At 53.9% G+C, this 26,207-nt stretch carries 22 protein-coding genes; 9 read left to right on the top strand and 13 right to left on the bottom strand.

What is annotated here, in order from left to right; genetic code table 11:
* Positions 1-24 precede the first annotated feature (24 nt).
* From FH603_RS05945 to FH603_RS05930, 4 genes are all read left to right on the top strand, one after another.
* Positions 25-3,063 carry a SusC/RagA family TonB-linked outer membrane protein gene (locus FH603_RS05945; RefSeq protein ID WP_235985392.1) on the top strand — a complete coding sequence of 1,013 codons (3,039 nt, stop codon included), beginning with the start codon at positions 25-27 and terminating at the stop codon, positions 3,061-3,063.
* Positions 3,064-3,131: 68 nt separating this feature from the next.
* Positions 3,132-4,727: a RagB/SusD family nutrient uptake outer membrane protein gene (locus FH603_RS05940; RefSeq protein WP_186736541.1), complete on the top strand. Its 1,596-nt coding sequence runs from the start codon at positions 3,132-3,134 to the stop codon at positions 4,725-4,727.
* Positions 4,728-4,831: 104 nt separating this feature from the next.
* Complete coding sequence (locus FH603_RS05935; RefSeq protein ID WP_186736540.1) at positions 4,832-5,863, top strand: SusE domain-containing protein; 1,032 nt, start codon at positions 4,832-4,834, stop codon at positions 5,861-5,863.
* 163 nt (positions 5,864-6,026) lie between these two features.
* A complete protein-coding gene (locus tag FH603_RS05930) occupies positions 6,027-7,571 on the top strand; it encodes an alpha-amylase family glycosyl hydrolase (RefSeq protein ID WP_186736539.1) in 1,545 nt (514 codons plus the stop codon).
* A gap of 9 nt (positions 7,572-7,580) precedes the next feature.
* On the opposite strand, the gene FH603_RS05925 is transcribed toward FH603_RS05930, so the two are convergent.
* Positions 7,581-8,024, bottom strand: a complete 444-nt coding sequence (locus FH603_RS05925) for a type I restriction enzyme HsdR N-terminal domain-containing protein (protein ID WP_186736538.1) — start codon at positions 8,022-8,024, stop codon at positions 7,581-7,583.
* 171 nt (positions 8,025-8,195) lie between these two features.
* On the opposite strand from FH603_RS05925, the gene FH603_RS05920 reads away from it, so the two are divergent.
* Positions 8,196-8,966 carry an AMP nucleosidase gene (locus FH603_RS05920; protein WP_186736537.1) on the top strand — a complete coding sequence of 257 codons (771 nt, stop codon included), beginning with the start codon at positions 8,196-8,198 and terminating at the stop codon, positions 8,964-8,966.
* Positions 8,967-9,120: 154 nt separating this feature from the next.
* Here the strand turns inward: FH603_RS05920 and FH603_RS05915 are convergent, their stop codons facing one another.
* Positions 9,121-10,461, bottom strand: a complete 1,341-nt coding sequence (locus tag FH603_RS05915; protein WP_186736536.1) for a tetratricopeptide repeat protein — start codon at positions 10,459-10,461, stop codon at positions 9,121-9,123.
* A 337-nt stretch (positions 10,462-10,798) separates the two neighbouring features.
* Between FH603_RS05915 and FH603_RS05910 the strand changes: the two genes are divergently transcribed.
* Positions 10,799-11,236, top strand: a complete 438-nt coding sequence (locus FH603_RS05910) for an Hsp20/alpha crystallin family protein (protein WP_186736535.1) — start codon at positions 10,799-10,801, stop codon at positions 11,234-11,236.
* Between the two features lie 88 nt (positions 11,237-11,324).
* Here the strand turns inward: FH603_RS05910 and FH603_RS05905 are convergent, their stop codons facing one another.
* Positions 11,325-11,978: a phosphoribosylanthranilate isomerase gene (locus FH603_RS05905; protein WP_186736534.1), complete on the bottom strand. Its 654-nt coding sequence runs from the start codon at positions 11,976-11,978 to the stop codon at positions 11,325-11,327.
* A gap of 95 nt (positions 11,979-12,073) precedes the next feature.
* On the opposite strand from FH603_RS05905, the gene FH603_RS05900 reads away from it, so the two are divergent.
* Positions 12,074-13,324: an MFS transporter gene (locus FH603_RS05900; RefSeq protein ID WP_186736533.1), complete on the top strand. Its 1,251-nt coding sequence runs from the start codon at positions 12,074-12,076 to the stop codon at positions 13,322-13,324.
* A 51-nt stretch (positions 13,325-13,375) separates the two neighbouring features.
* On the opposite strand, the gene FH603_RS05895 is transcribed toward FH603_RS05900, so the two are convergent.
* Entirely contained in the window at positions 13,376-13,585 is a 210-nt protein-coding gene (locus FH603_RS05895) for a hypothetical protein (protein ID WP_186736532.1), read from the bottom strand.
* A gap of 209 nt (positions 13,586-13,794) precedes the next feature.
* Between FH603_RS05895 and FH603_RS05890 the strand changes: the two genes are divergently transcribed.
* Complete coding sequence (locus FH603_RS05890; RefSeq protein WP_186736531.1) at positions 13,795-14,664, top strand: SMP-30/gluconolactonase/LRE family protein; 870 nt, start codon at positions 13,795-13,797, stop codon at positions 14,662-14,664.
* A 121-nt stretch (positions 14,665-14,785) separates the two neighbouring features.
* Here the strand turns inward: FH603_RS05890 and argH are convergent, their stop codons facing one another.
* The 4 genes from argH to FH603_RS05870 form a co-directional block, all read right to left on the bottom strand.
* Positions 14,786-16,120, bottom strand: coding sequence for an argininosuccinate lyase (argH, locus tag FH603_RS05885; protein ID WP_186736530.1), 1,335 nt, complete (start codon positions 16,118-16,120; stop codon positions 14,786-14,788).
* Positions 16,121-16,257: 137 nt separating this feature from the next.
* A complete protein-coding gene (locus FH603_RS05880; RefSeq protein WP_186736529.1) occupies positions 16,258-17,520 on the bottom strand; it encodes an MFS transporter in 1,263 nt (420 codons plus the stop codon).
* Between the two features lie 16 nt (positions 17,521-17,536).
* Positions 17,537-18,154: a PD-(D/E)XK nuclease family protein gene (locus tag FH603_RS05875; protein ID WP_186736528.1), complete on the bottom strand. Its 618-nt coding sequence runs from the start codon at positions 18,152-18,154 to the stop codon at positions 17,537-17,539.
* A gap of 86 nt (positions 18,155-18,240) precedes the next feature.
* The gene (locus tag FH603_RS05870) at positions 18,241-18,684 is read right to left on the bottom strand and encodes a DMT family transporter (protein ID WP_186736527.1); all 444 of its coding nucleotides are present in this window, start codon (positions 18,682-18,684) and stop codon (positions 18,241-18,243) included.
* 156 nt (positions 18,685-18,840) lie between these two features.
* Between FH603_RS05870 and FH603_RS05865 the strand changes: the two genes are divergently transcribed.
* Entirely contained in the window at positions 18,841-19,833 is a 993-nt protein-coding gene (locus tag FH603_RS05865; RefSeq protein ID WP_186736526.1) for a GRP family sugar transporter, read from the top strand.
* A gap of 142 nt (positions 19,834-19,975) precedes the next feature.
* Here FH603_RS05865 and FH603_RS05860 read toward each other — a convergent pair whose 3' ends face one another.
* The 5 genes from FH603_RS05860 to FH603_RS05845 all read right to left on the bottom strand — a co-directional run bounded on the left by FH603_RS05860 (position 19,976) and on the right by FH603_RS05845 (position 26,155).
* Positions 19,976-21,193, bottom strand: coding sequence for a hypothetical protein (locus FH603_RS05860; RefSeq protein ID WP_186736525.1), 1,218 nt, complete (start codon positions 21,191-21,193; stop codon positions 19,976-19,978).
* 16 nt (positions 21,194-21,209) lie between these two features.
* Entirely contained in the window at positions 21,210-21,968 is a 759-nt protein-coding gene (locus FH603_RS05855) for a hypothetical protein (RefSeq protein WP_186736524.1), read from the bottom strand.
* 225 nt (positions 21,969-22,193) lie between these two features.
* Positions 22,194-23,978 carry a prolyl oligopeptidase family serine peptidase gene (locus FH603_RS28915; RefSeq protein ID WP_262891272.1) on the bottom strand — a complete coding sequence of 595 codons (1,785 nt, stop codon included), beginning with the start codon at positions 23,976-23,978 and terminating at the stop codon, positions 22,194-22,196.
* Entirely contained in the window at positions 23,891-24,379 is a 489-nt protein-coding gene (locus FH603_RS28910) for a hypothetical protein (RefSeq protein WP_262891271.1), read from the bottom strand. Before FH603_RS28910 ends, FH603_RS28915 begins: the two co-directional genes overlap by 88 nt.
* A 273-nt stretch (positions 24,380-24,652) precedes the next feature.
* Positions 24,653-26,155: a tagaturonate reductase gene (locus FH603_RS05845; RefSeq protein WP_186736523.1), complete on the bottom strand. Its 1,503-nt coding sequence runs from the start codon at positions 26,153-26,155 to the stop codon at positions 24,653-24,655.
* Between the last annotated feature and the right edge of the window lie 52 nt (positions 26,156-26,207).

The following is a 26,207-nucleotide window of genomic DNA, read 5'->3' as shown; positions in this document are numbered from 1 at the left end:
ATCAACCTATTGTTAATCAACTCAATGATGAAACTCTTTAGTAAAAGGTTTCGACGGGATGGCGTTACCGGGTCGCTCTGGCGTCTGGTTGCCTTCACGCTATTACTAGTCGCTGGCCAGCTATCGGCGCAGGCGCAGGGGCAAGCCCTGACGGGTCTGGTCAAAGAAACGGATGGTACACCACTACCGGGCGTAACGGTCCAGCTAAAAGGAACTACCCGGGGCACACAAACGAACATCGATGGTACATTCCAGCTTACCGATGTACCAGCTAATGCTACGCTGGTTTTCAGCTTTATCGGTAAAACGCCCCAGGAAGTCCAGGTTGGCAACCGCACTGCGGTCGATGTAACGCTGGCTGACGACTCCAAATCGCTTAATGAAGTGGTGGTAGTTGGGTATGGTACGCAGCGCCGGAAAGATGTGACGGGGGCTATCTCGTCGATTTCAGCGGAAGACTTTCAGAAAGGAAACATTGTCAACCCGGAGCAACTGCTGGCCGGTAAACTGGCCGGGGTAAGTATTACGCCCCCCAGCGGTCAGCCGGGCGGTGGCAGCACGATCCGTATCCGGGGTGGTTCGTCGCTGAACGCCAGCAACGATCCGCTCGTAGTTATCGACGGTTTGCCGGTCGACAACAGCAGCGTCAACGGGGCGTCGAACCCGCTGAGCCTGATCAACCCACAGGATATTGAAACCTTCACGGTGCTGAAAGATGCTTCGGCTGCGGCTATTTACGGTGCCCGCGCTGCCAATGGCGTTATCCTGATCACCACCAAAAAGGGCCTCCAAAACGATCAGCTGCGCGTGAGCGTAAGCGCGCTGGGTTCTGTCTCAGACGTTATAAAGCAGGTGCCGGTACTCTCGGCCGATCAGTTCCGGGCTGCGATTACCCAGACGGGCAACGCGGCTCAGCAGGCGCTGCTTGGGACGACCAACACCAACTGGCAGGACCAGATTTACCGCACCGCCCTGAGTGGCGATTTCAACGCGTCGGTAACGGGGTCGATCAAAAACGCGCCCTTCCGCGTGTCGTTTGGTTACCTCAACCAGAACGGTATCCTGAAAACGTCGAATTTCGAGCGTTACTCGGGCTCGTTCGGTATTTCGCCCCGCTTCTTCGATAACCACCTGCGCGTGGACCTCAACCTGAAAGGCTCTATCATCAACAACGTATTTGCCAATCAGGATGCTATTGGGGCTTCTGTTTCCTTCGATCCAACGCAACCCGTTTATAGCGGTAACAGCAACTACGGCGGCTTTTATGAGTGGCTCGACCCGGCAACGGGCAACCCCAATACGCAGGCTACGCGTAACCCGCTGGGCCTGCTGATGCAGCGGCAGGACCTGACTACGGTGAAGCGCAGCATCGGGAATGCTCAGTTCGATTACAAGTTCCATTTCCTGCCCGAACTGCGGGCGAACCTGAACCTGGGCTATGACGTATCGACGTCAGCGGGTACGATCTTCGTGCCGGCAACGGCGGCCTCCCAATTTTTTCGGGGTGGTCAAAGCAGCCAGTCGTCGCAAACGCGGGACAACAAAACGTTTGAGTTTTATCTGAACTACGCCAAAGACCTGCGCAGCATCAACAGCCGCGTCGACGTAACGGCGGGTTACTCGTACCAGGATTTCATCCGGGATGCGCCAAGCTACGCTGAACTGACTGCCGACGGCACCGAGTTTACGCCGGCAGGGGTTCCGTTCAAGACGCAGTATACGCTGCTGGCGTTCTTTGGCCGGGCTAACTACACCTTCAACGACCGGTATACCCTGACGGCTACGCTGCGCCGGGATGCCACGTCGCGTTTCGGTCCCGACACTCGCTGGGGTACGTTCCCATCGGCGGGTCTGTCGTGGAACGTGAAAGAAGAGTCGTTCCTGCGGGGTGTCAAGGCGCTGTCGTCGCTGAAACTGCGCGTCGGCTACGGCGTTACGGGTCAGCAGGATCTGCCTTCGGGCCTGAGCGATTACCCTTACCTGCCGCGCTACACATTGAGCGACCTGACGGCTCAGTACCAGTTTGGCAACACCTACTACCGGACGTTGCGGGCTGAAGGGTACGACGCCAACCTGAAGTGGGAAGAAACGCAGGCCATCAACGCAGCGGTGGATTACGCCTTCTTCGACGGGCGCATCTCGGGTAGCATCGATGTCTACCAGAAAAAGACCAAAGATTTGCTGGCGACCATTCCGGTACCGGCCGGGTCGAACCTGACAAACCGGGTGCTGACCAACGTGGGTAATCTGGAAAACAAGGGCGTTGAATTCTCGATCAACACCAACCCTATCCGTCGGGAGCGGTCGAACCTGGACGTAGGCTTCAACATCACCTACAACCAGAACAAGATCACGAACCTGAGCAAAGTGCCAAGCCCCAACGATCCGGGTGTGCTGGTCGGCGACATCTCGGGCGGTACGGGTAACACGGTGCAGATTCAGACCGTGGGCTTCCCAACGAACTCGTTCTTTGTGCTGCGTCAGGTGTACGACCAGAATGGTAAACCGCTTGAAGGGGTGTATGAAGACCGTAACCGGGTGGGCGAAACCGTTGGCGATGGCCTGATCACGATCGATGATCGGTACCGCTACCAGTCGGCCAACCCGAAGATCTTCCTGGGCTTCACGACGCAGTATACTTACAGCAAGTTCAACGCGGGCTTCGTGCTGCGGGGCAACGTGGGTAACTACGTATACAACAACACCCGGTCGAACACCGGAGCGTATCGCAACTTCACCAACGCGCTGGGCTTCAATAACAACGGCTCGCCGAACGTGCTGGAAACGGGCTTCCTCAACAGCCAGTACTTCTCGGACTACTACGTCGAGAACGGTTCGTTTGTCCGGATGGACAACCTGAATATCGGCTACAACTTCGGTAAGGTAACGGGTCGGCAGTCGACCAGCGCGCGGGGTATGAACCTGCGGGCGTCCGTTACGGCGCAGAACGTGTTCCTGATCACGAAATACACGGGTCTCGATCCCGAGGTTTCGGGCGGTATCGACCGGAACCTGTACCCACGCCCCCGCATTATCTCGGCTGGGGTAAACCTTGATTTTTAATCTGACGCGTTCGTGATCCAAGGCACTAATCTGGTGTCGGATCACGGACTGCTCTTCTCATACAACACATGCTTACGCTACGAAATCTCACAAAAACCGGCGTTCTGGCCGCGATGCTGGCAACGGCCTCGTCGTGCATGCAGGACCTCGACCGGCAGCCGTTCTACGACGTTACGTCGGTATCGGTCTATCAGGACCCCGCTAATTACAAGCAGGTACTGGCCAAGCTCTACGCCGTTCTGGCCGTGAGCGGGCAGCAGGGACCCGCCGGCAAGCCCGATATTTCGGGAATCGACGAAGGGTTCTCGAACTACCTGCGTCAGTACTGGATGGCCCAGGAACTGACCACCGACGAAGCTGTTATTGGCTGGAACGATGGCTCGCTGCCGGATTACCACAACATGAACTGGTCGTCAGGTAACGAGTTCATTACAGCCATGTACAACCGTATTTTCTACATGGTAACCGCCAGCAATGAGTTCATCCGCGAAACCACCGACGCCAAACTGGCCGAGCGCGGGATCACGGGCGATAACGCCACCAACGCACGGGTGTACCGGGCCGAAGCGCGGTTCCTGCGGGCCCTGGCGTACTACCATGCCATCGACATGTTCGGCAGCGTTCCGTTCGTGACCGAAGCCGACGCTGTTGGTTCGTTCACACCCCGCCAGATCAGCCGGGCCGAACTGTTTACCTACATCGAGACGGAGCTGAAAGCCATCGAAACCGAGTTGGCAGCCCCAAAAACGGGTGAATATGGCCGGGCCGATCAGGCAGCTGCCTGGACACTGCTGTCGAAACTGTACCTGAACGCGCAGGTCTATACCGGCACCCCCCGCTACACGGAGGCCGTTACCTATGCCGATAAGGTCATCAAATCGAATGCTTACGGGCTGGATGCCGACTATCCTAAACTGTTTCTGGCCGACAATAATACGTCGCGGGAAATTATCCTGCCCATCACGTTTGACGGCACCCGGACAAAAACCTACGGCGGCATGACTTTTATCGTTCACGCAGCGGTGGGTGGCAAAATGAGTCCCGCCAATTTCGGTATCAACGGCGGCTGGGCTGGTATGCGAACCACCAAGAACCTTGTTAATCTCTTTCCCGATCCATCGGGTAAAACCGACACGCGGGCGTTGTTCTTCACCGATGGGCAGAGCCTTGAGATCAACGAAGTGCTGAACAAGTTTGAGGAGGGGTATGCCATAACCAAATTCAAAAACGTAACCTCGACGGGTGCGGTGGGGTCGGATACGGAAGGGAACTTCCCTGATACCGATTTCGCGTTGTTCCGTCTGGCCGATGTCTACCTGATGTATGCCGAAGCGGTCCTGCGGGGCGGCACGGGTGGTGACCAAACCACAGCGCTAAACTACGTGAACCTGGTTCGCCAGCGGGCCTACAAAGGCACGACGGGTAATCTGGCGAGCATCAACCTCGACGCGATCCTGGCCGAGCGTGGCCGCGAACTGTACTGGGAAGGCCACCGCCGGACCGACCTGATTCGTTTCGGTCGGTTTACGGAAGCCAGCTACCTATGGCCGTTCAAAGGGGGCGTTAAAGCAGGCCGGGGTGTCGAAGCGTTCCGGACGGTGTTCCCGCTACCAGCCGCCGATCTGATCGCGAATCCAAACCTGAAACAGAACCAAGGGTACTAACCGTAAGGACGTTGCTCGCTGCGTTTCCTGCGCCGGGTGGTTTGAGCAGGAAACGATCCGGCGCGAACGCAGCGAGTGACGTCTTTATCATGAACCGACTAACTATGAAATCTTTGTTTTATAAACTCATTATAGCGGGCGTTGTGCTGACAACACTGAACGCCTGCGAAAAGGAAGGGGAGCAACTCGTTCTTCAGCCCGGCGGTACGGTGGCGCTGACATCGAGCGCAACGAGCGTATCGCTGACCAGTGCCGATGCCGGCAAACAGGCCGTGTCTTTTTCGTGGACACCCGCATCGTATGGCTTCAACGCCCCAGCGGCTTATACGCTTCAGTTTGACAAAGCAGGTAATGCCTTCAAAACGCCTGTCGATGTGCAAACAGGTGATAGTCTGACATACTCGATGACGGTGGCCGACTTCAACACGATGCTGCTCAAACTGGGTGGTGTGCCGGGTAGTGTCGGTCAGGTCGACGTACGGGTGAAGTCGGATATTGCGGGCAGCACCGTTCCTTCGATCATATCGGAGACGAAAACCGTATCGGGAACGCCTTATCTGGTTGTCATCCAGTATCCCTCTATTTATGTGCCGGGCGCTTACCAGGGCTGGGCACCCGACAAGGCACCGGCGCTGGCTTCGGTGAAAGACGATAAAGTGTACGAAGGCTATATCTATTTCAAGACCGCATCGGAGTTCAAGCTCACCGCTACACCAAGCTGGGACAGCGATTTCGGGGCGAACGGGCCCGGTAAGCTGGTGGCCAAAGGGGGGAACCTGAGCGTAACCGCGCCGGGCTATTACCTCTTGAAAGCTGATCTGAATACCCTGGCCTGGAGCGCGACTAAAACGAGCTGGGCCATGATCGGTGCCGCTACGCCAAAGGGTTGGGACGTTGAAACGCCACTGACCTACGACGAAGCCTCGGGCACCTGGCAGACGACGCTGGACCTGAAAGCCGACGCGTTCAAGTTCCGCGCCAACAATGCCTGGGACATCAACTACGGCGATACCAACGGCGACGGCCTGCTGGAATCGGGTGGCGAGAACATTACGGTACCCGCAGCGGGTAAGTACCTGATCACGCTGAACCTGAGCGTGGGAGGGAACTATAGCTACAAGCTGACGAAGCTGTAGATTGCTACTTTTCCTTACATAAAGAAACCCGGTTCGTTTGGATCGGGTTTCTTTACGTAAGGGCTGGTTGAGCGGTGGCTTACCTTTGCCAGAGTTTAGAACTCTGGCAAAGGTAAGCCACCGCTCAACCAGCCAACTCGCTTTATTCAGGCCTATTTCATTCATGACAGCAAATTCGACCTCATCCATACAATCAAATATCCCGTCCAAAACATTGTCAGTGGGCCATACCGGCGTTCATTACGAGATCTTCGTTCGTTCCTTCGCCGATTCCAATGGAGACGGTATCGGCGATCTGAACGGCGTTACCAACAACCTTGATTATTTGCAGGATCTCGGCGTGTCGGCCATCTGGCTCATGCCCATCAGTCCGTCGCTGACCTACCATAAATACGACGTGACCGATTACTACGGCATCGACCCTGAATACGGCACCCTGGATGATTTTCGGCGGCTCGTTGCCGAAGCGCACCGGCGCGGGATTGCCGTCCTGATCGATCTGGTGCTGCACCATACCAGCATCCGCCATCCCTGGTTTATGGAAGCCAGCAAAGGCCCGCTGAACCCGTACTGGCACTATTATCACTGGCTAACATCCGCCGAAATAAAAGCCCGGAAACTGGCTACCCGCGACATCACTGCTGACTCCGGTGAGCGCAGCCCGTGGCATGCCGTCGCCGGTTCGACCTATCCCGAGCGGTACTATGGTATGTTCTGGAGCGGTATGCCCGACCTGAACTTCGACCACCCGCCCGTGCGCGAGGAGATGTTCAAAATTGCCCGCTACTGGCTTAATGACATTGGCATCGACGGGTTCCGACTCGATGCGGCCCGTCACCTGTACCGGGAGTCTGAAGAACCAAAAAATCACCAGTTCTGGCAGGAGTTTGGGCGCGAAGTGGAAGCCGCCAGGCCCGGTGCCTATACCGTGGGCGAGGTATGGACCCGCCCCGAACGCATCGCGCCCTACTTCCGGGGGCTTAAAGCCAACTTTAATTTCGATCTGTCGCTGGCACTCGACGAGGTGGTCCGCCGGGGTGATGACACCGAAGATCTGGTTGAATTTCTGGCGTATGTACACAGCACCTTTGCCGGTGTCAATCCCGACTTTATTGACGGTATCATGTTGTCTAATCACGACCAAAACCGGATTGGCAGCGCCCTGAAGGGAAATATCGATAAGCTGAAAGTAGCAGCCAGTCTGCTGCTGACACTGCCCGGCAACCCGTACCTATACTACGGCGAAGAGATCGGGATGCTCGGTATGAAGCCCGATGAGACTATTCGCGAGCCGTTTCTGTGGGACGTCCGCGCCCGTGACCGGCAGCGAACCAGCTGGCGACGGGGCCGCTACACAACCAGCCAGACGGTAAAGCCACTGGCCGAGCAGCAGGCTAACCCCGACTCGCTGTTTGCGCACTATAAACGATTGATTCACGCCCGCAACGCGCATCCCGTACTGAACGATAACCTGAGTCGGCTGGAGCAGACCGGCATCCGGCAGCGGGGTATCATTGCCTTTATCCGGCGGTCGGCGACAGGCAGTCGTGTGCTGGTGGTGCATAACCTGACGGGCAAACCCATCAACGTAGTTTTCTCGCCCGATGAAAGCTGGTGCCGCTGTGTTGTCTTCGCCACCCACGAGGGCGTCGGCTATCAGGGTGGTACCGTTACGGTGCCGGGCTACGGCTGCGTGGTAATCGAGTAGGGGCGAAGGTTAGATAAAGGCCGGGAAGTCATCCATGAAGCTAACCTCGGCGGTTTCGTGGTTTACGCAGCAGCAGTAATGGGTGAGTCCGTTGCTGATGACGATATAGGGTGCCCGGTGAACGTGGTTATAACGCGAAATCTGGTCGAATACGGCCTGTGTCAGCGGAATCTGGGGGGCTTTACATTCGACGATCAGAAACGGCTGGCCTTGCCGGTCGAAGACCACAACGTCGGTACGTTTCTGGGTCTGGTTGAACATCAGCCCACCTTCCGACCGGATCAGCGCTTTCGGGTAGGCGTAGTGGGTAAGCAGCAGATTGACGATATGCTGACGCACCCATTCTTCGGGCGACAGTCGGACGTACTTCCGGCGTAACAAATCGAAAATATACGGTTTCCCTTCGACTTGTTTAGTTTTGTGATCGAACGTAGGCAGGTTGAGCGGAACCATGAAACGTAGCCTGGACGGCCACGTCCGGGTATGAATAAATTTGCTTTTCCCGGACGTGGCCGTCCAGGCTACCAGCTATCAAAGATAAACCGCGAATGAGTGAATGTGTTGTCGAGTGAATCTTTTTGACCTCACTTTTGCTTTCTTATGAATTCGCCAATTCACTAACTAATGAAGACAAAAGAAGAGATTGTAACTAACTGGTTGCCGCGTTACACCGGCACGCCCATTGACGGGTTCGGCGAATACATATTGCTGACCAACTTCATCAACTACGTCGAGATTTTCGCGACTAAATTTGACGTTGAGATTTTCGGCATGGGGCGCGCCATGCAAACGGCCACGGCCAATAACATCACGATAATCAATTTTGGGATGGGCAGCGCCATGGCCGCTACGGTCATGGACCTCCTCTCGGCCATCGATCCCAAGGCGGTACTGTTTCTGGGTAAGTGTGGCGGACTCAAGAAAACGCAGATTGGCGACCTGATTCTGCCCATCGCGGCCATCCGGGGTGAGGGAACCAGCAACGACTATATGAAGCCCGAGATTCCGGCCCTACCCTCGTTCCGGCTTCAGCGGGCGGTTTCGTCGACGATCAAGAAATATGAGCTCGACTACTGGACCGGTACGGTATATACGACCAACCGGCGCATCTGGGAGCACGATGAGGTGTTTAAAGAATACCTGCGCGAAATCCGGGCCATGGCCATCGACATGGAAACGGCCACGATATTTACGGTTGGTTTCGTGAACTCCATCCCGCACGGAGCGCTGCTGCTGGTGTCCGACAATCCATTGGTTCCGGAGGGTGTCAAAACGGAAGAAAGTGACAAGCGCGTAACGGGCCAGTTCGTCAATAAGCACCTCGAAATAGGCATCGATGCCCTGCTCGAACTCGAATCATCGGGCGAGTCCGTGAAGCACCTGCGATTCGAGTAGGCAGGGCCGCAATCGGGATTTTACGGGTAAGTCACCGGCAAGCTCCCGTTGGAAAGGGTTTCAGCGATGGGAGAAACTGGTCAACCCTTCCTGCCACAGCGACAGCCAGCAGTTCTGCTGGCTGTCGCTGTGGCAGGAAGGTCTCATTTGAGGCTTAGTTACAATACTCGCTGATAACTTTGTAGGCCGGGGTGTAGCCAAATTCTCCTGCTTTGGAGAGATCGAGACAGCCGCCATTTTCATCGCCAAGGCTATGCTTGAGAAGACCCCGAACGTAGAAGGCTTCGGCGTAACGCGGGTTAAGTTTGATAGCACTGTTGCAATCCATGATAGCCGATTTCTGGTCGCCCTGCGATGATTTGATCAGGCCGCGCGTAAAATAAGCCTCTGCGTAGGTGGGGCTTAGCTCAATGGCTTTGCTTAGATCGATCATCGCGGCTTTAGCTTCGCCCTGTTTGCTTTTACTCACACCCCGGCTAAAATACGCTTCGGCCCGCTCGCTGCCCACTTCATTTATTTTGTTTCTTTCCTGGACCACATTGCGCAGATTGTCCAGTATCGTGTGTGACATACGTCCGCTATACACCACTTTGGTTTCTACGTTGGCGTTGTCGATCTCGATGGCTTGGTTGAAGTCCTGTACAGCCCCTTTCTGATCGCCAAGTTTGCTGCGACAGAAGCCGCGGCCATAATACGCAGCATAATTAGTGGCTTTAAGCCGGATGGTCTGGTCGTAGTCGGGAAGCGCGCCATTGTAATCGTCAAGCTTACTTTTGGCATAAGCCCGATAGTAGTATGAATCGCTGTCTTCGGGGTTAAGTTCGATGGCTTTGGCCAGATCAGTGAGCGCTCCGGTAAAGTCGTTCAACGCAACCTTCGACATGCCCCGACCGGCATAGGCCGACGAGCGCTTAGGTGTTGTTTCAATCACCTTGCCGAAGTCAGATAGACTACCCGGGTAGTCATGGAGCTTCTGTTTAATGACGCCCCGGGCATAAAACGCCTGTATGTTCGAGGGCTCCAGTTCAATGGATTTTGTGAAATCGGCCAGGGCTCCCCGGTACTGCTCGACATGACTCCGGCTCACGCCCCGGTTATAATAGGACTGGGGGTCGTCGGGGTTCAGTTCAATGGCCCGGCTGTAATCGGAAAGAGCAGCCCGGTAGTCTTCCTGCTTGCTTTTACTAAGTCCCCGGCTCAGGTAAGCCATGGCATCTTTCGCGTTGAGTTCGATAGCCCGGTCGTAATCGAGCACAGCGCCCCGGTGATCTTTGAGATTCGCTTTGGCCAACCCCCGATTGTAGTAGCTGGCTGCGTTTTCGGGGTTCATCGTAATTGCCATGCTAAACGCCTGTAACGCTCCGGTGTAATCGCCGGTCTTGCTTTTAGTAATTCCATTTTCGAAAAAGTCAATGGCTGTTTGTTGGGCATCAACTTGTTTACTTAGACATACACACAAAGCCAGCACGGCCAGCGGTAAAAAACGTGGCTTCATAATTAAATCAGTACAAGTGATAGTGGTAATTATCTGGATTAACTAGCTAAAAGTAGGACTTAGCGGGTTAAAGCCAAGGCTAAAAAAAGCTTAAATTTCTGTCTATCAAGCCTATATATTAAATTATGAGGTTATTTCAATAGGATGCCGAATCTGTAAGTTTGACTCATTATCTGCCTTGAATAAAGTTTATAGTGACAATATGGCGTAGTTTTTGCGGATTATCTGTCTAAAGCAGACATAATGTCTTGTTTAGGTTGCTGTTTATCCATTGGTATACTGTTTGATTAAGTAGTGATGTGTTCAACAATGAACAATCCATCGAAAACTAACTAACATGGCAACTTTAGTTCATTATAATCGCTTTCCTTCGTTCGCTAACCCATTTTATAGCGCCCGTACTTACGGTCGTCCGGCTGTTAATCAAGGCTATACGTCCAAGCAAAATGTGCCGGCGGTGAATGTAAAAGATACCGAAGCCGCGTTCCTGCTGGAATTGGCTGCTCCTGGGTTGAAAAAAGATGCAATCAAATTGACTGTTGAAGCGAACACACTGTCGATCGCTTATCAACCTGAACAGGCGGCTGACCAAACCGCAGAAAATTTCACCCGTCACGAGTTTGGTATCAATGCGTTCGAGCGTAGTTTCAAATTGCCTAAACATGTAAATGTTGAGCAAATTGTGGCAGCTTACACCGACGGTATCCTGACGGTAACCTTGCCTAAAATCGTTGCAAGCGAAGAGAAAGTCGTCAAAGAAATTGCTATCGCCTAACGATAAGCAGCGCAACTGCTAACCTGAAAAGGCCCGGTTACGAAGACATACGCTTCGTGGCCGGGCCTTTTTTAGGTTGGCACAGCTGTTATCCCGCTAAGGCGGTGATAAAGGCGGTGAGCTTATGCTCGTCCAGACGCCCGTTTGTGCGGACGCCACTGCAAATGTCCAGTCCGAATGGTCGTACTGTGTCTACAGCTTCGCGAGCATTGCTTGGGTGTAAACCGCCTGCCAGGAAAACCGGAACTGGCGACAGCTCAACGATCCGGCGACTGATCAGCCAGTTATGAACCCGCCCGGTGCCACCCAATTCTTTTACCGCCAGTGTGGGATTACCCGAATCGAGTAGTAAGGCATCGGCCCCGTTATGAACGGCCAGCAGGGCTTCGTCGATATTAGCCTGATCGAGCACGTGAATGACCTGCACGAGTTTAACTGCGGGCAGCGCCTGGTGGAGTTGCTGGTATGCTTCGGCCGGTACAGCATCGACAAGCTGGATCGTGTTAGCACCAACACGTTTCTGGTGTGCCATAATGCCGTCGACCGTCGTTTGGCTGGTGAGCATGAACGTCGCAATGGGTGGGGGAGTTATCTGCACGATTTGAGCCGCTACGGTATCGCCAACCACGCCGGGTCCACTAGGCATTTCGCCAACCAAACCGAGTGCATCGGCCCCGAGCCGAATGGCCAGACGGGCCTCATCGAGACTACTGATGCAGCAAATCTTCAGGCGGGTTCTCATCGTTTTTGGTGCGAAGAAGCGGTTAATTTTCAAGGATCGCAACAGTTTTTGGCGACCTTTGTAATCCTTCGCGTCCGATTTGCAGTTGAGTTTTTATGACACCAGATACCAAAGTAGATACGTACGCTTCCCTGCGCATACCTGATTTTCGCTATTTTGTCATGAACAGCTTCCTGATTACGGCAACCCTGCTGATCCAGGAGGTAGTTCTTGGCTACGAACTCTACAAAATTACCCACGATCCGTTGTCGCTGGGCCTTGTTGGTCTGGCCGAGGCTTTACCGTTCATCGCCCTGTCGCTATTTGGCGGGCACCTGGCCGACCGGCGCGACAAAAAACGAATACTACAGTGGAGCTTGCTGGTTATCACCCTAGGCTCGGTCATTCTGTATGCCGTTTTCCAGCCATCTATACTAGGGGGGCTATCGCAAACGGCGCAGCTGGCCACAATCTACGGCGTGCTGATGCTGATCGGAACGGCCAAAGGTTTCTATTCCCCGGCGAGTTCATCGCTGAAACCGTTTCTGGTGCCTCGTGAGCTTTATACCAACTCCGCAACCTGGAGCAGTTCGTTCTGGCAAACAGGGGCCATTGTCGGGCCGGGCATAGCGGGGTTTCTCTACAGTGGTCTAGGGTTCGATAATACGCTTCTCGTCGTTATCGGGCTACTGGTTCTGTGTTTTCTGTTGATAACGCTGGTCAGTCGAAAGCCCGTACCGGTCAGTAATGAACCGGTACAGGGGTTCCGTGAAAGTCTGAAAGAAGGCTTTCGATTTGTGTTTCGTACACAGATCGTGCTGTATGCCATCTCGCTCGATCTGTTCTCCGTTCTTTTTGGTGGTGTGGTGGCTATTCTGCCCATCTTCGCCGAGGATATCCTGAAGGTTGGCGCCGAAGGACTTGGCTTTCTTCGGGCGTCTCCATCGATAGGTGCCGTACTGACGCTGGCTATCATGACCCGGTTTCCGCCTATTCATAATGCCTGGCGCAACATGCTGCTGGCCGTGGCTGGCTTCGGTGTGGCAACGATCATTTTCGCCTTGTCGACCAATTTTTACCTGTCGCTTGTCATGCTGGGCCTAACCGGTGCCTTCGATAGCGTCAGTGTGATCATTCGTCAGACGATCATGCAAATTTTTCCACCCGATCACCTGCGTGGTCGTGTAGCGGCTGTAAACGGAATATTCGTGAGCTCGTCCAACGAGATAGGTGCGTTCGAGTCGGGGGTGATGGCCCGTCTGTTTGGTACGGTCCCGTCGGTCCTGATAGGGGGGGCGTTTACACTCGTTGCGCTGGTGTATATCTACATCAAATCGAAGGCGCTGCTGGCCGTAAAGCTGGTATAAAGGCGTATATCGGGCAGGTTTCATCGCCTGCGTTTGGAGGCCGTACTGACGTCAGGCCCGGCCAGGTTTACTGTCGTGGGGGTTGAAAAATGCGTTCATATCGATCTGCTCATTTAACAGAACACGTAGGTTGAAAATTTCCCAGAATAATTCATCCGGGACATGGCGCTCCTGTTGTAATTGGATCATATCACGAATGCTTTCTTTGAGCGTAGGCGTGTTTGCCTGAGCCCAGACGGGAGTAGGTTTATTGTTTTCCATAACCGAAGGGATGATTTACTTTTAGCGTGCGAGAAAGTAAACGAACTCATTTTCAGATTGTTTCTGCCGAAATTTTTGCTGTTAAATCGGTAATTAGAAAAATTATATCCCTTCTACCTTTTCTAAGCTTTGAAACAGGTTTACACCTCAAATTACTCAATAAAAAAAGTTTATTAAAAAGTTAATTGTGCTGATTATCAGCTTGTCTTATGAAAATTAAACCATTTACGTTCGTACTTCCTTTTCTCGGTCTGTGTCTGGCAGCCGCCCTGCCCGCTACCCGTCCGAAGCCGGGTAAACTGGTAAAAGCCTGGGAAACAGACACCACCTTGCGTACGCCCGAATCTGTCCTGTATGACGATCAGACGGGCGTGTTATATGTAGCGAATATAGATGGCAAGGCCGATGAACTCGACGGTGCGGGATTTATCTCCAAAGTATCGCTCGATGGTAAAATCGAAAACCTGCGCTGGACATCAGGGCTGAATGCACCCAAAGGAATGGGCATTTACAAAAAACGCCTTTACGTAACCGACGTGTATCGGCTAATAGCGATCAACACCGAAACGGGACAGGCCGAAAAGACCTGGGATGCCGTCGTTGAGAAAGGCGCTTTTCTCAATGACGTAACGGTAGCCAAAGATGGTACCGTGTATGTCTCCGACAGCCGCAATGATAAGATCTATCGGCTTAAAGATGGGAAATGGGAAGTCTGGATGGAGGGTGAGCAACTAAATAAACCCAATGGGGTGCTGGCCGTCGGTAAGAATCAGCTCATGATTGGCTCCACAAAAACCGGTGCCCTGCGGGCGGTAGATATCAATACCAAAACCATAATGACCATTGCCGATAGTATGGCCGTTACCGATGGGATCGTACCGGAGGGGAAAGCCAACTACTTTGTGTCGGATTGGAACGGCCAGGTATTCCATGTCGGTGCTGATGGTACGAAACAGCGGTTACTGGACACCCGGACCGACAAAGTCAACGCGGCCGATATCGAATATGTCGCCAAGAAAAAACTGTTGATTGTCCCAACGTTTTACAAGAACAAGCTGGTGGCTTACCGGTGGGAATAAGAAGCAGTTGATGTAGAGACGCGACCCTTCGCGTCTCAGCCTGCGTCAGCAACCGGATAGATAGCTTCCCTTTCGGCCTGTTGCTGACGCAGGCTGAGACGCGAAGGGTCGCGTCTCTACATCAATGCACCAACTGTCTGATAGCCTGTTGGGTTACTTCGGAACCGAAACCAGCTACCGCCTGCTCCATATGGGTTGTAATCAACTCATTGCCCAGGTTGCCGATGCTGCCTTCATGGGTGTGGTTTAGTTCACGGGGTGGCTGATAGGTATGCTCAGCGATCTCCCGGCCCACGGTCTGGTAGGCTTCCCGGAAAGGGACTCCCTGAAGGACCAGCTCGTTAACCCGTTCCACACTGAACAGTAAATCGTAGCGGGCATCGTCGAGCAGATTGGATTTTACCTGAAGGTGTTCGAGCATGAAATCGGTAATGTCGAGGCAGTCGAGGATTTCGTCGAAGGCAGGCATCAGGATTTCCTTGAGCAACTGCATATCGCGGTGATAACCGGAGGGCAAGTTGCTCATGACCAGTGTTACCTCCATTGGCAGCGCTTTCAGCCGGTTGGTTTTGGCACGCAGCAGTTCGGCCACATCGGGGTTTTTCTTGTGGGGCATAATGCTGCTGCCCGTCGTGAGTGCGTCGGGTAGCGACAGAAACCCGAAGTTCTGGCTGCTGTAGAGACAAACATCCATTGCCATCCGCGATAAGGTAGCGGCTACGGCAGCCAGCGCGGTGAGCGCCGTTTGTTCGGTTTTGCCCCGGCTCATCTGCGCGTAGACCACATTGACGTGCATGCCTTCGAATCCCAGCAGTTCGGTCGTGAGGGTGCGGTTGAGCGGAAACGACGAGCCGTATCCGGCACCTGACCCGAGCGGGTTACGGTTGCTAAGCCGGTAGGCGGTCTGAAGCATGAACATGTCGTCGGCGAGGGCTTCGGCATAAGCGCCGAACCAAAGACCAAACGACGAGGGCATAGCGATCTGAAGGTGTGTATAACCGGGCAGCAGATCATGCCTGTGCTGTTCCGAACGGCCGATGAGTCGGTCGAACACGCGCTTTGTAGCCTCGGCTACCCGCCAGAGCCGGTCGCGGGTGAAGAGTTTAAGATCGACCAGCACCTGATCATTTCGCGACCGCCCCGAGTGAATTTTCTTGCCTACGTCGCCCAGGGCCCGCGTCAGCATCAGTTCAACCTGTGAATGAACGTCTTCGACGCCCGCTTCAATAGTAAACTGCCCTGCGTCGATCTGACGGTATATTTTTTTTAATTCATCGGTCATCAGGCTCAACTCGTCTGTGGAGATAAGTCCGATGGTTTGGAGCATGTGCGCGTGGGCAAGGTTACCCAGCACGTCGAAGGGAGCGAGGTGAAGGTCCATCTCCCGGTCGCGGCCAACCGTAAACCGTTCGATCTGTTCGGCCGTGGTGACGCCTTCCTTTTGCCAGAGTTTCAAATTAGTACAGAGTGATTGGGTGAATGAGTGAATGTATTATTGAGTGAATGAGTGATTGTTACTGCATGCGACAGCTGTTCACTCAATCACTCAATAATACATTCACTCAATAATTTCCGTAAAGGTCGTAAAGAAAATCAGGCGCGGCTCAGTGAATGTACAGGTACTTTTATTTTTCGTCCTAGCCACCAGAATCCAGCTGCTGCTACCAGACCGATTCCCGCTAAGGTCAGCCAGTGTGTCGGGTAACCCACGTGGGCTATCATCTGCGACCCGAAAGCGGGCGCTGCCGTTTGGGCCAGCGCCCCGCCCATGGCGTACAGGGCCAGGTATTGGCCACGCGTGGCGGGACCCGCCCGCTCAACCGTAAACGACTGGATAAACGGCATGGCCAGCATCTCGCTCATGGTAATCAGCAGGATGAAAAGCAGGGCTGAAAACGTGGCCGTGGTTGTCGCCAGTATCAGAAAGGAGACCGCTGTAAAGAAAACGCCCGCTGCAATCAGACTGCTTTTGGCGTAGTTCTGCTGCTCAAGCCGGTACACCAGTGCCATCTCAATGACTACGATTAAAATTCCGTTCAGGGCCATCAGCGCGCCAATGCGTCCTTCCGTCATCTGGAGCACCTCTTTAAAATAAAGCGGTACGATGCTGAACAGTTGCATAAAAACGGTGAAGTACAGGGCCGAGCAAATGACGAAAGCAATGAATAGTGTGTCTCGGTAAGGCGATGCAAACCGCTCGGTCAGGCTAGCCACGGGTGTTGACGAAGTGGCTGGCGGTTCGTTTGGCGGTACAGAGGAGACCGTCGAGGTTGGCACCGGCAGAAATCGCCAGAGGACGATTCCCGCTGTCAGGCACGTTAGCCCGTCAGCCCAGAACAGCAGGTTGTAGCTGATTCCGGCCAGCCAGCCCCCCAGTCCTCCGCCCACCGCCCAGCCCAGGTTGATAGCCAGCCGATTGAGCGAGAAGGCGCGTGTGCGGTTGTCGGCTTCGGAGTAGAACGCAATGGCAGCCTGGTTGGCCGGCCGGAACGAATCGCCGAAGAGGGTGAAAATAAATACACTGGCACAGAGGGCGTAAAACCCCGTTACGAACTGAAGAACCAATAAAAAGGCCCCGCCGAAAAGTAAACTCACCAGCTGAACGTAATAAAATCCGAACCGATCCGTAAGCCGTCCGCCGAAGAAAGTACCCACAAAAGCCCCTGCCCCGTAAACGGCCATAATAATACCCGCATCGGTAATGGTGTAATGAAGGTGCTGCGTCAGGTAAAGGGTCAGAAATGGCAGTACCATAGTGCCACAGCGGTTGATGAGCATGACGCCCGCCAGCAACCAGACCGATGGTGACAGGCCCTGATACGCCTGTTGATATAAGCGAACAATTGACTGGAGCATAAGGCGAAGGTACGATTTACGCTTTACGCCGACCCGAAGCGGTAGCGGCATCTTCGCCGGGTGCCACAAATATCTTTTTATCGGTAATAAGGGGCTTGTGTTCTTCCAGAAATGCCTTGAACTGCCGGATCTCTTCCAACTGTTTGTCGATGGGATGCGTCAGGGTGTAGCTCTCGACGTAAACATCCGTAAAGTCGGTGATCACATACTCCATCAGTTTAATACCCTTGCGTTTGAGTGCGTGCAGGTAAAGGTTCTGGTGGTTGAAGAGGTAGCGGTCTTTCTGATACGACCCGGTCGTTTTCAGATCAACCGCTTTATAGCTGCCGATCAGATCGACATAGCCGTAGAACAGCACATCGTCGATTTCCCACTGGCAGTACACCTGCGTGTCGACAATAGGGCGGGGGAGGAGTTTACGGACCCGGTTGATAATGTCGGGGTTGAACCGATCTTCATTGGTCCCTTTGACGATGGCCTCTTCGAAGGACGTACCGCGTTCCTGGGCCGCCGTGGTGGGTGTGGGTACCCGGTTTATGGAGTCGATCAGTTGCTGCGCGTCGAGATTTCCCCCGTTGAGGTAACGGGAGAACGTGTTCAGCAGCGACGGATAAAAGCGATATTGGACAGACATGGTAGCGTGCGTGCGTAATGTATGCTTAACAAGGCAGCGCGTAGCTTGTTTGCCCGATCGGGCTTGTGACCAGTACCGATCGGTCCTTAGTTTTTTACGACCAGCAGTACACCGGCCATAATCAGTACCATACCCATAATTCGCCAGCCGTTAGCGGGGTGAAGGGTAAACCCCAGCAGACCGTAATGATCCAGGACGACCGCAGCCAGCAATTGCCCTGCTACGCTCAGGCTGACCAGATTGGCCGTGCCAATTTTAGGGACGCTGATAATGACGGTTGTTACATACACGGCTCCAATAATACCGCCTGTCCATTTCCACCAGTTTACCTGCCTGATGGTTTCGATCGAGGGCACAGAGGCCCCTGAAACGAGCAGCATGACGAGCAGGGAGAGGAAACCTGTGCCGAACGAAACGGCGGCTGCCAGTACAGGGTTGGTCATTGCCTGCCGGAGATTGGCATTGACGCCCGCCTGAACAGAAATAGCGATGCCGGTTAAAAACGCGAGCAGAATGTAAACGTAGTTCATATACGACACCAGGACGTTGTGAAGCCCTTTGGGAGAAAGCACAAAGGTAGTAACGGGGCCGAAGCACATTGCCTGCGTCAGCGCTTTTTTGAATGGACTGTTTATCCTATAGTCACTATTATGTAACTTGCTGTGTTAATCTTGACCTAACCCAACATGATCGTTATAACTTATTACCCACTGGCTGTCTTTGTCAGCTTTATTACCATGCTCTGCTGGGGCTCCTGGGCTAACACGCAGAAATTAGCGACACAGTCGGTTCCCACCACGATCTTCTACCGGGATTATACCTACGGCATCTTGTTGATGAGTCTGCTGCTGGCGTTCACCATGGGCAGTATAGGGGCCGAAGGACGGTCGTTTATCGACGATATCAACCAGGCCGATCTACAGAATCTGTTGTACGCATTCATGGGTGGCCTGGTGTTCAACATCGCTAACATGTTGATCGTGGTAGGTATCGAACTGGCGGGACTATCGGTAGCCATGCCCGTAGGCATTGGCCTGGCGCTGATTCTGGGGGTTATTGTCAATTACATCCGTTCTCCGTTTGGAAACGGTCAGCTGCTGGCCGGGGGAGTCTTCGCTATTTTCTTGGCTATCGTATTCAGCGCACTGGCCTATCGGTCCAGGAGCCAGACCGACGAGTCGGTCAGTACACGTGGGCTTGTTATTTCGCTCATTGGGGGATTCCTGATGGGCTTCTTTTTTTACTTCGTAGCGCAGGCTATGGCAGCTGATTTTGTGAATCCGGCACCGGGTTTGTTAACGCCCTATACCGCACTGGTGTTGTTCGCCATTGGTGTACTCGTCACGACACCGGCGTTTTTACCCATCCTGCGCCGGTATGCCAGCAAGCCTGCCGACGGTGAAATCTGGTACAGCGATGTAAGCCGTCGTAACCACATCATCGGTATGCTGGGGGGTGTTGTGTGGTGCCTGGGTATGGCATCGAGCCTGCTGGCATCCGGCGCGGCTGGTTTCGCCATTAGTTACGGACTGGGGCAGGGCGCTACGATCGTAGCGGTATTATGGGGTATTTTTATCTGGCACGAATTCCGGGGAGCACCCGCGACCTCAACCCGCTATCTCGTCGTCATGGGTGTGTGTTACCTATTGGGCCTCACCCTGATCATTGCCGCCAAGTAGAGACGCAACCCTTTGCGTCTCCTTTTTAAATTACCCTTTGCGTCTCCTTCTTAAATTACCCTTTACCTCTCCTTTTTGAATTCCCCCCTTTGCGTCTCTCTCCTCAAACACCTTTTCTTTTTCTTTAAACCCCCTTTTCGGCTCATTCCAGCAACAGTAAAAACATCTCGGCAGCCTGTCGGGCGTGAGGGAGAGCCAGTTTTTTTCGGGCCAGTTCCTTATCCAGTACGATCAGGCCGGGGTAGTGGGCCTGGCTGGCCTGTTGCTCCCAGCTCAGCGGATAGTCCAGGCTACCGACCGGACCGCGTAGCTCCCCCCGCCCGGTTAGCCCGTAGAAATGATCCTCGGCCCAGGCCATATAGGGAACCTTCAGGTTGGCTTCCGTGTCGCTTACGGGCTGTCTTGTTGAGGCCATCGGTTTGGGTTTAAAATCCTGCCAGAACAGCCACGAATAACGGTCAGATTGATCGGGAATGATGTAAGGGTCCGGCAAGCCCAGGGCCTTCAGCCCGTATTTAAGCCATTTAGTCTGAAAAACAGGGTGTTCGGCATTGTCGGTCTTGCCAGCGATGTAGTTTTCTTTTTGAAACGTCTTCACTGAATCAAGCGCCATTTGTACAACCGGGTGGCTTTTATCAGCAACCAGCGAGGCCAGGAATAAGACCTGTCCGGGGTTGTCAGCCTCGGGCGTACCCTTGTTATTGCGATCGAAAGGGTCGCGAATGGCCATGATCCAGTCGCGTATCAGCCGAAGGTTACCCGTTTCGCGCAGGACCATAGCCATCAGTGCAGCATCATGATACCCGGGTTTTGCATACACCAGAAAGTTCGGAACGGGCCGGCCATGGATGACATTAATAAGCACTTCCTGATGTAAAACGCGCAGGATCGGTCCATTGGGGTTATCGGCAAAACGCGGCAGCTTCAGCAGACTTCGGGTGCCCGGAATGAGTCGCGGGCGTTTTCCCGGCTGCAGAATCCAGACTCCATTTTCATCTTCGCGCACTTGTACGGTTTGGGGCTGGCCAATGGGAACGCCCGTTAGTTCGAGGTCTACGACATACTCCGACGGCACGATCACCGCCCGTTTTACAGTCCATTGTTCTTCAATGTTACCCGTCAGGGCGTTGATCAGCCGGCCGTCGCGGTAGATGAGCTTAAGCCGGTCGCCCATACCGAACAGAAAAAACGATAGCTCGGGCAGGTCCTGGTGATTTGGATGTGCCTGACGTAGTTTGAGTAGACTGGCCCGATACGTTTGCAAAACTCCGGCCGGATCGGTGAGGATGGCGGGTGGTGTGGGCCGTTGGGCGTTCGCCAGGAGAGGGAGGAGCAGAAAGAGCAGGCAGCAGGTTTTCATAGGGATATGTACAGGCTCAATTAGTCGACGCGGCCACCAGGAAAAGCAGAAATACCACACCAATCAGCACCAGCCACGATAGCCAGAACCGGCGTGCCGTTCGTCGTCGTTGGGCCGGTGTCAGCTCGCGCATGGGTAGGAGGGGTTTATCAAAGGCCCGGCTCAGAAAGAAGATCCCGCCAGCCGTAAACCCCATCCCGAGCAGCAGTGTCAGAATGGCGTAGAAACCATAACCGGCACAGGCAATGTTGCAGGCCAGGCCAACAGACAAATAAGTCAGCGCCAGTCCCAGTGCAAACAGTAGCACATAGGCAATGCGTTTGCCGGTTTTTTTCGTGCTGGTCACAGACATGACCTCTGCCGTCGATTTGTTTCTGGCCCGCAACGTTCCCGCCCGCTCTGGTCGGGTAGTAGTATCAGGGCGCACCTCAACCCGTCGGCTGCCCAATACCGACAGACTGGGCGAGGGCTTCTGTTCCTGGTACCCCCAAAGGCCGCCCAGCAGTATAAACAGCACGAAATTGCCCATAAACGCGGCCCCGACGAACCACCGACCAGTGCTATACCATCGTTGGGATGCCCCTGACCGGAACTGTAGCCAAAGGATCATGCCTGCCATAGCAAGCACCAGCAGCCACAGGAGAGCCAGCGGCCATTCGGCGAGAAGATTGAGCCCCAGTAGTAAGCCCGCGAAAGCGTTCGTGATTTCGCATCCTATGATCAGAAAAGCTGCCGGAAGAACATGGCGGCTAGCCCAGCGGGAGATGGTTTTCATACACGGCTCTGGAGTAAACGGATCGATCACGCAATGAGGCTGCCGTGATGCTGGGAAAGTACGCTTTTTCTTATTAAAAACCCTGCGCACCAGGGGTCGTCAGGAGCCGGGAGGCTTATGATTTAAACGCTGTCGCTTTCGTCGATCATGACCGACCTGACAGGCCGTTCACGAAGAATGACGACGGAACGTATCCCGTCGTCATTCTTTTGTGAGTAGGGTAAGCTATTTCCTGACTACTTCTTTGGGTTTACCCGTCACAGGCTGAAAATCGGGGTGTCCTGCCTGCCAGAGGCCAAACGTAAACATATTGGCGAAGTTGCGGAAGGTAACCTTCTTGTCTTCTGTAAAGTGGCCGTTATCGTAGTTGACCTGCATCAGCACCGGCTTGCCCGATGTGCTGGCATTTTGCAGGGCGGCCGCAAATTTGCCCGGCTGCCAAGCAATCACGCGCGGGTCGTTCATGCCGCCAACGCAGATGACGGCGGGGTACTTTGTGCCTTCTTTTACGTGTTGGAACGCATCCATCTCATAGAGAGCCATAGCTTCGACCGAATCTTTCACCGTGCCGAACTCGGGGGTGTTTGCGGGTCCGTTCGGGGAGTTTTCCATGCGCAGGGCATTATTGCAGCCAACGTTACTAATAGCCGCGGCAAACAGGTCGGGCCGCTCGGTGATGGCCCGGCCAATGAGAATACCACCCGCGCTGGTTCCTTCGCCAATGAGCTTGCCAATGCTGGTGTAGCCATTTTTGATCAGGTACTCGCCACTGGCAATGAAGTCTTTCCAGGTGTTAGGCTTGGTGGTTTTATAACCGGCTTCATACCAGGCCTGCCCCTTCTCGGAGCCACCCCGTGGATGGGTTTCGGCCACGATTACGCCCTTGTTGAGCAAGGCCAGATTGCGGGTGCTGAAATAAGGGTCGCCCGAAATGCCATAGGCCCCATAGCCCGTCATGTAGCAAACGGCGCTGCCATCGCGCTTCACGTTTTTGTTGTAAATGATCGATAGGGGTATCATTGTCCCGTCGTGGCTGGGAACGCTTACTTCCTCAACAACCAGTTCGTCGACGCCCGGGTACTTCGCTTCAATATGAAAAGGGCTAACCGCAGTGACTTTATCGGTTGGGTCATACTCGTAGATCGTGGCGGGCTGTTTCCAGGAGGTCAGGTAAAGCAGGCAGTCATTGGTTGATGGCTCCAGGGGGGCTACGCTCGCCGTACCCAGCGCGGGTAACTGTATGGTTTCCCAGCGGTTGGCTTTAGTGTTGTATTGCTGAGCTGTCGTGTTGATGCCGTCGTTCCGGGTGATGAACAGATAATCCTTTCCGGCTGCTATCGACTCGATTTTTGTTTCCCCTTCGGGTAAGATGACCGTTGCTGTATGGACATCGGGCTGGCGGGCATCGGTCATCATAATCTGGCCTTTACGGGCACTTTTGATGCTTTGTATAAACATCCGGTCGCCCACCGTAACGGCGTTCATAACACTGTCTTCCGGAGCCGCCAGCCGTTTCCAGGTAATGGTCGGTTTAAGGAGGTCACTCGCAGGAGCTATATATGCATTCATCCGCCGGTCTACATTGGCCAGAAAAGCGGTTACATACCTGAAATCTTCGCTGTAGGTGACATATGGAATTTCATTGGGCTTGATACCTAGTTTCGTGTATTTGGCCGAAGAGAAAATCTCGCGATCCTGTTTGGGGTCGGTACCGATTATGTGGTATCTGGCTTTGGTATTCATCGACCGGTTGATGTCCTTCATGTCGGCGGAGTTCTCGGGCGTATACAGAAAGCCGGTATTGTCAGGATTCCAGCCGCTTACGCCAAACCAGGACGGGAAGATGCTTTCCGGGTACATCTTTTTAGTGTCGACATTGATAATGCGGATCGTGGATAATTCGGCCCCATTTTCCGCAACGCCTAATGCCAGCTTATGTCCGTCTTCGCTTGGTACGAAATACGATATCGAGTACTTTTTGTCTTTGGCGTAAGTCGTTGGGTCAAACAAAAGAACTTCGCTGCCCGTCTTCCCCTGTCGATAGTACAGCTTGCCGACGTTTTCGGCTGGCAGCGTTTTTTGTAAAAATACCGGCCATTCCGGCGGGTGATGTTCGATAAGCGGGCCGATTTCAGCGCGTCATAGCGGACCAGCATACTCACCAGCGTATCGCGACCTGGAATTTGATCGAGTGTTTGGGCGGTGTAATCGCCCTGCGCTTTAAACCAGTCCTTCACTTCCTGTTTGTCCATGTCCTCGAGCCAGCGGTAATTATCGACGACGGCTTTGCCGAAATACGTGTCCGTAACGGGTCGTTTGGGCGTAGCTGGCAGGCTGGTGGTTGTTGGAGACGTCGACTGGGCGATACACACCGAGGTGGAAAATAAAGCAGAAATGAGTAGCCTGTACATGTGTGATCGGATAGTTACTGATGAGATAAAAAGATGTGGAGATAAGGACATTCGGGCATGGTTAAATCAATGTGTTATCCGTAAATGACTCATAATCTGTTAATTTAGGCGCAGTCGATAAGTTAGTCGCATTCAGGCTATTAAACGGTAGCCGGCTTTGATCGAACGGTCGGGCAGGTGCTTTTATAGGCTGGAAAGCACGAATCCCCGCTCAAGTTCTTTGAGCGGGGATTCGTGAAAAAGAGGGGCGGCTAGATTGCCGGTAAACGGCCTTTACAACGACTTTTTGAGTGTTTTCTCCGCACCATCGGCTAACAATGCCCGCAGGTTATCGGATACGGCCTCTACAAAGCCCGGAAGCAGGCTGAGGTCGGTTTGCCAGAGCGTCTGGTCAGATAGAACGCTTTTAACAAACGTTGCGACAGTATCTGGTTTGCCTGCTTTTACGGTTTTCCAGTCCCCGTAGAAATAGGCGGCCCGCTCGTCGCGGATTGGATAGGTAACGACCCCTTTGCCAACCGAAATCTCACCGAAGAACTGGCCATTGTCTTCCCGAACCGCTTTCATGAACAGCAGGTAAGCGGCAAAACCCAGCGCTATGCGTTTAGGTACTGCGTTGAACTGGGCGTAATACCGTTGGATCGTTGCCACATTTCGGGCCTGCATCTTGGCGGTTTCCTGGAGCGAGATGTTGAGCAGCAGGTGATCGAGGTGAGGGTTCCGGAAGCGGTCGAGAACATCGTGGGCGAACTGCGCTACGGCGGCTTTATCCATGCCCGGCATACCGTAATCCGGTACCGTCGGCACAATCTCATCGAGCATCAGCGACTCAACGAAACGGCTCATCGTTGGGTGTTTCATCTCGTCGGCAACGGTTTCCAGCCCGAGCAGGTAGCCTAGCGGCATGGTCAGGCTGTGTGTCCCGTTCAGTACCCGGAGTTTGCGTTCGCGATAGAAATTGATGTCTTCGTCAATGATGATCTGGGGCGTCGATGCGTCAGCGAACGAAAGCGTTTTCTTGACGCGGTCGTCTCCCTCGATGGCCCAGAGGTGGTAGGGCTCGGTGAACGTCAACAGCGCATCTTCGTAGCCTGCCTGGTCTTCCAGCGCCCGTTTGGCTTCGTCGGTAGGGCGCGTGACAATCCGGTCGACGAGTGAGTTGCAGAACCGGACATGAAACTTGAGCCATTTGGTAAACAGCTTGCCCAGTTCATTGAAGGTGGCCAGTTTCTCTACCGCTTCCCGTAAGATAAGGCCGTTGTCTGTAACGAGTTCGGTAGGAATTACAACCAGTCCTTTGGCTTTTGAGCCACCAACGCTGCGGAAGCGTTCGTACAGAAAAGCCGTCAGCTTCGCGGGAAATGACTGGGGTGGCCGTTGGAAAATACTTTCCTCCACGTAGTTCAGCCCGACTTCGGTGGTGTTGGATAAGATGATCTGTAAATTTGGGTTGCGGGCCAGCCGCAGTACTTCTTCCCACTGGGTCTGAGCGGCCAGTACGCGGCTCACGGCCGAGACAATGGTCGTTTCAGCCACATCCTGTCCCTGCTGAACCCCCCGAACAGCCACTGTATACAGATTGTCCTGATCCGAAAAGTCATTCGTTTGGCTGTCGGTCGATTTTACAATGACAATGGAGCCATTGAAACGGCCTTCGGCGTTGGCCTTTTGAACCAGGTAATCAGGCAAACCGCGCAACAGCACACCGGTGCCAAATTGCAGAATACGTTCAGGAAAAACAGGGGCAGGGTGGGAGGTTCGATTAAGTAGGGACATTTTAGTCAGTAAGTTAGTCAGTCAATAATCAGTCAATTAGTTGCTGAGTTGG

The sequence above is a fragment of the Spirosoma utsteinense genome (genome assembly GCF_014282275.1).
GTDB classification, from domain to species: domain Bacteria; phylum Bacteroidota; class Bacteroidia; order Cytophagales; family Spirosomataceae; genus Spirosoma; species Spirosoma utsteinense.
The sequence above is the reverse complement of the archived record's forward strand: the minus strand, read 5'-3'. Positions and strand labels throughout refer to the sequence as shown.

What these genes read in the sequence shown, in the direction of transcription:
- FH603_RS05915 (WP_186736536.1), bottom strand. Translation starts at nt 10,461, where the DNA reads ATGAAGCCACGTTTTTTACCGCTGGCCGTGCTGGCTTTGTGTGTATGT.
- FH603_RS05925 (WP_186736538.1), bottom strand. Translation starts at nt 8,024, where the DNA reads ATGGTTCCGCTCAACCTGCCTACGTTCGATCACAAAACTAAACAAGTC.
- FH603_RS05865 (WP_186736526.1), top strand. Translation starts at nt 18,841, where the DNA reads ATGATCGTTATAACTTATTACCCACTGGCTGTCTTTGTCAGCTTTATT.
- FH603_RS05860 (WP_186736525.1), bottom strand. Translation starts at nt 21,193, where the DNA reads ATGAAAACCTGCTGCCTGCTCTTTCTGCTCCTCCCTCTCCTGGCGAAC.
- FH603_RS05935 (WP_186736540.1), top strand. Translation starts at nt 4,832, where the DNA reads ATGAAATCTTTGTTTTATAAACTCATTATAGCGGGCGTTGTGCTGACA.
- FH603_RS05910 (WP_186736535.1), top strand. Translation starts at nt 10,799, where the DNA reads ATGGCAACTTTAGTTCATTATAATCGCTTTCCTTCGTTCGCTAACCCA.
- FH603_RS05905 (WP_186736534.1), bottom strand. Translation starts at nt 11,978, where the DNA reads ATGAGAACCCGCCTGAAGATTTGCTGCATCAGTAGTCTCGATGAGGCC.
- FH603_RS05895 (WP_186736532.1), bottom strand. Translation starts at nt 13,585, where the DNA reads ATGGAAAACAATAAACCTACTCCCGTCTGGGCTCAGGCAAACACGCCT.
- FH603_RS05940 (WP_186736541.1), top strand. Translation starts at nt 3,132, where the DNA reads ATGCTTACGCTACGAAATCTCACAAAAACCGGCGTTCTGGCCGCGATG.
- FH603_RS05855 (WP_186736524.1), bottom strand. Translation starts at nt 21,968, where the DNA reads ATGAAAACCATCTCCCGCTGGGCTAGCCGCCATGTTCTTCCGGCAGCT.
- FH603_RS05945 (WP_235985392.1), top strand. Translation starts at nt 25, where the DNA reads ATGATGAAACTCTTTAGTAAAAGGTTTCGACGGGATGGCGTTACCGGG.
- FH603_RS05870 (WP_186736527.1), bottom strand. Translation starts at nt 18,684, where the DNA reads ATGAACTACGTTTACATTCTGCTCGCGTTTTTAACCGGCATCGCTATT.
- FH603_RS05930 (WP_186736539.1), top strand. Translation starts at nt 6,027, where the DNA reads ATGACAGCAAATTCGACCTCATCCATACAATCAAATATCCCGTCCAAA.
- FH603_RS28910 (WP_262891271.1), bottom strand. Translation starts at nt 24,379, where the DNA reads ATGTACAGGCTACTCATTTCTGCTTTATTTTCCACCTCGGTGTGTATC.
- FH603_RS05890 (WP_186736531.1), top strand. Translation starts at nt 13,795, where the DNA reads ATGAAAATTAAACCATTTACGTTCGTACTTCCTTTTCTCGGTCTGTGT.
- FH603_RS05880 (WP_186736529.1), bottom strand. Translation starts at nt 17,520, where the DNA reads ATGCTCCAGTCAATTGTTCGCTTATATCAACAGGCGTATCAGGGCCTG.
- FH603_RS05920 (WP_186736537.1), top strand. Translation starts at nt 8,196, where the DNA reads ATGAAGACAAAAGAAGAGATTGTAACTAACTGGTTGCCGCGTTACACC.
- FH603_RS05845 (WP_186736523.1), bottom strand. Translation starts at nt 26,155, where the DNA reads ATGTCCCTACTTAATCGAACCTCCCACCCTGCCCCTGTTTTTCCTGAA.
- FH603_RS05900 (WP_186736533.1), top strand. Translation starts at nt 12,074, where the DNA reads ATGACACCAGATACCAAAGTAGATACGTACGCTTCCCTGCGCATACCT.
- FH603_RS05875 (WP_186736528.1), bottom strand. Translation starts at nt 18,154, where the DNA reads ATGTCTGTCCAATATCGCTTTTATCCGTCGCTGCTGAACACGTTCTCC.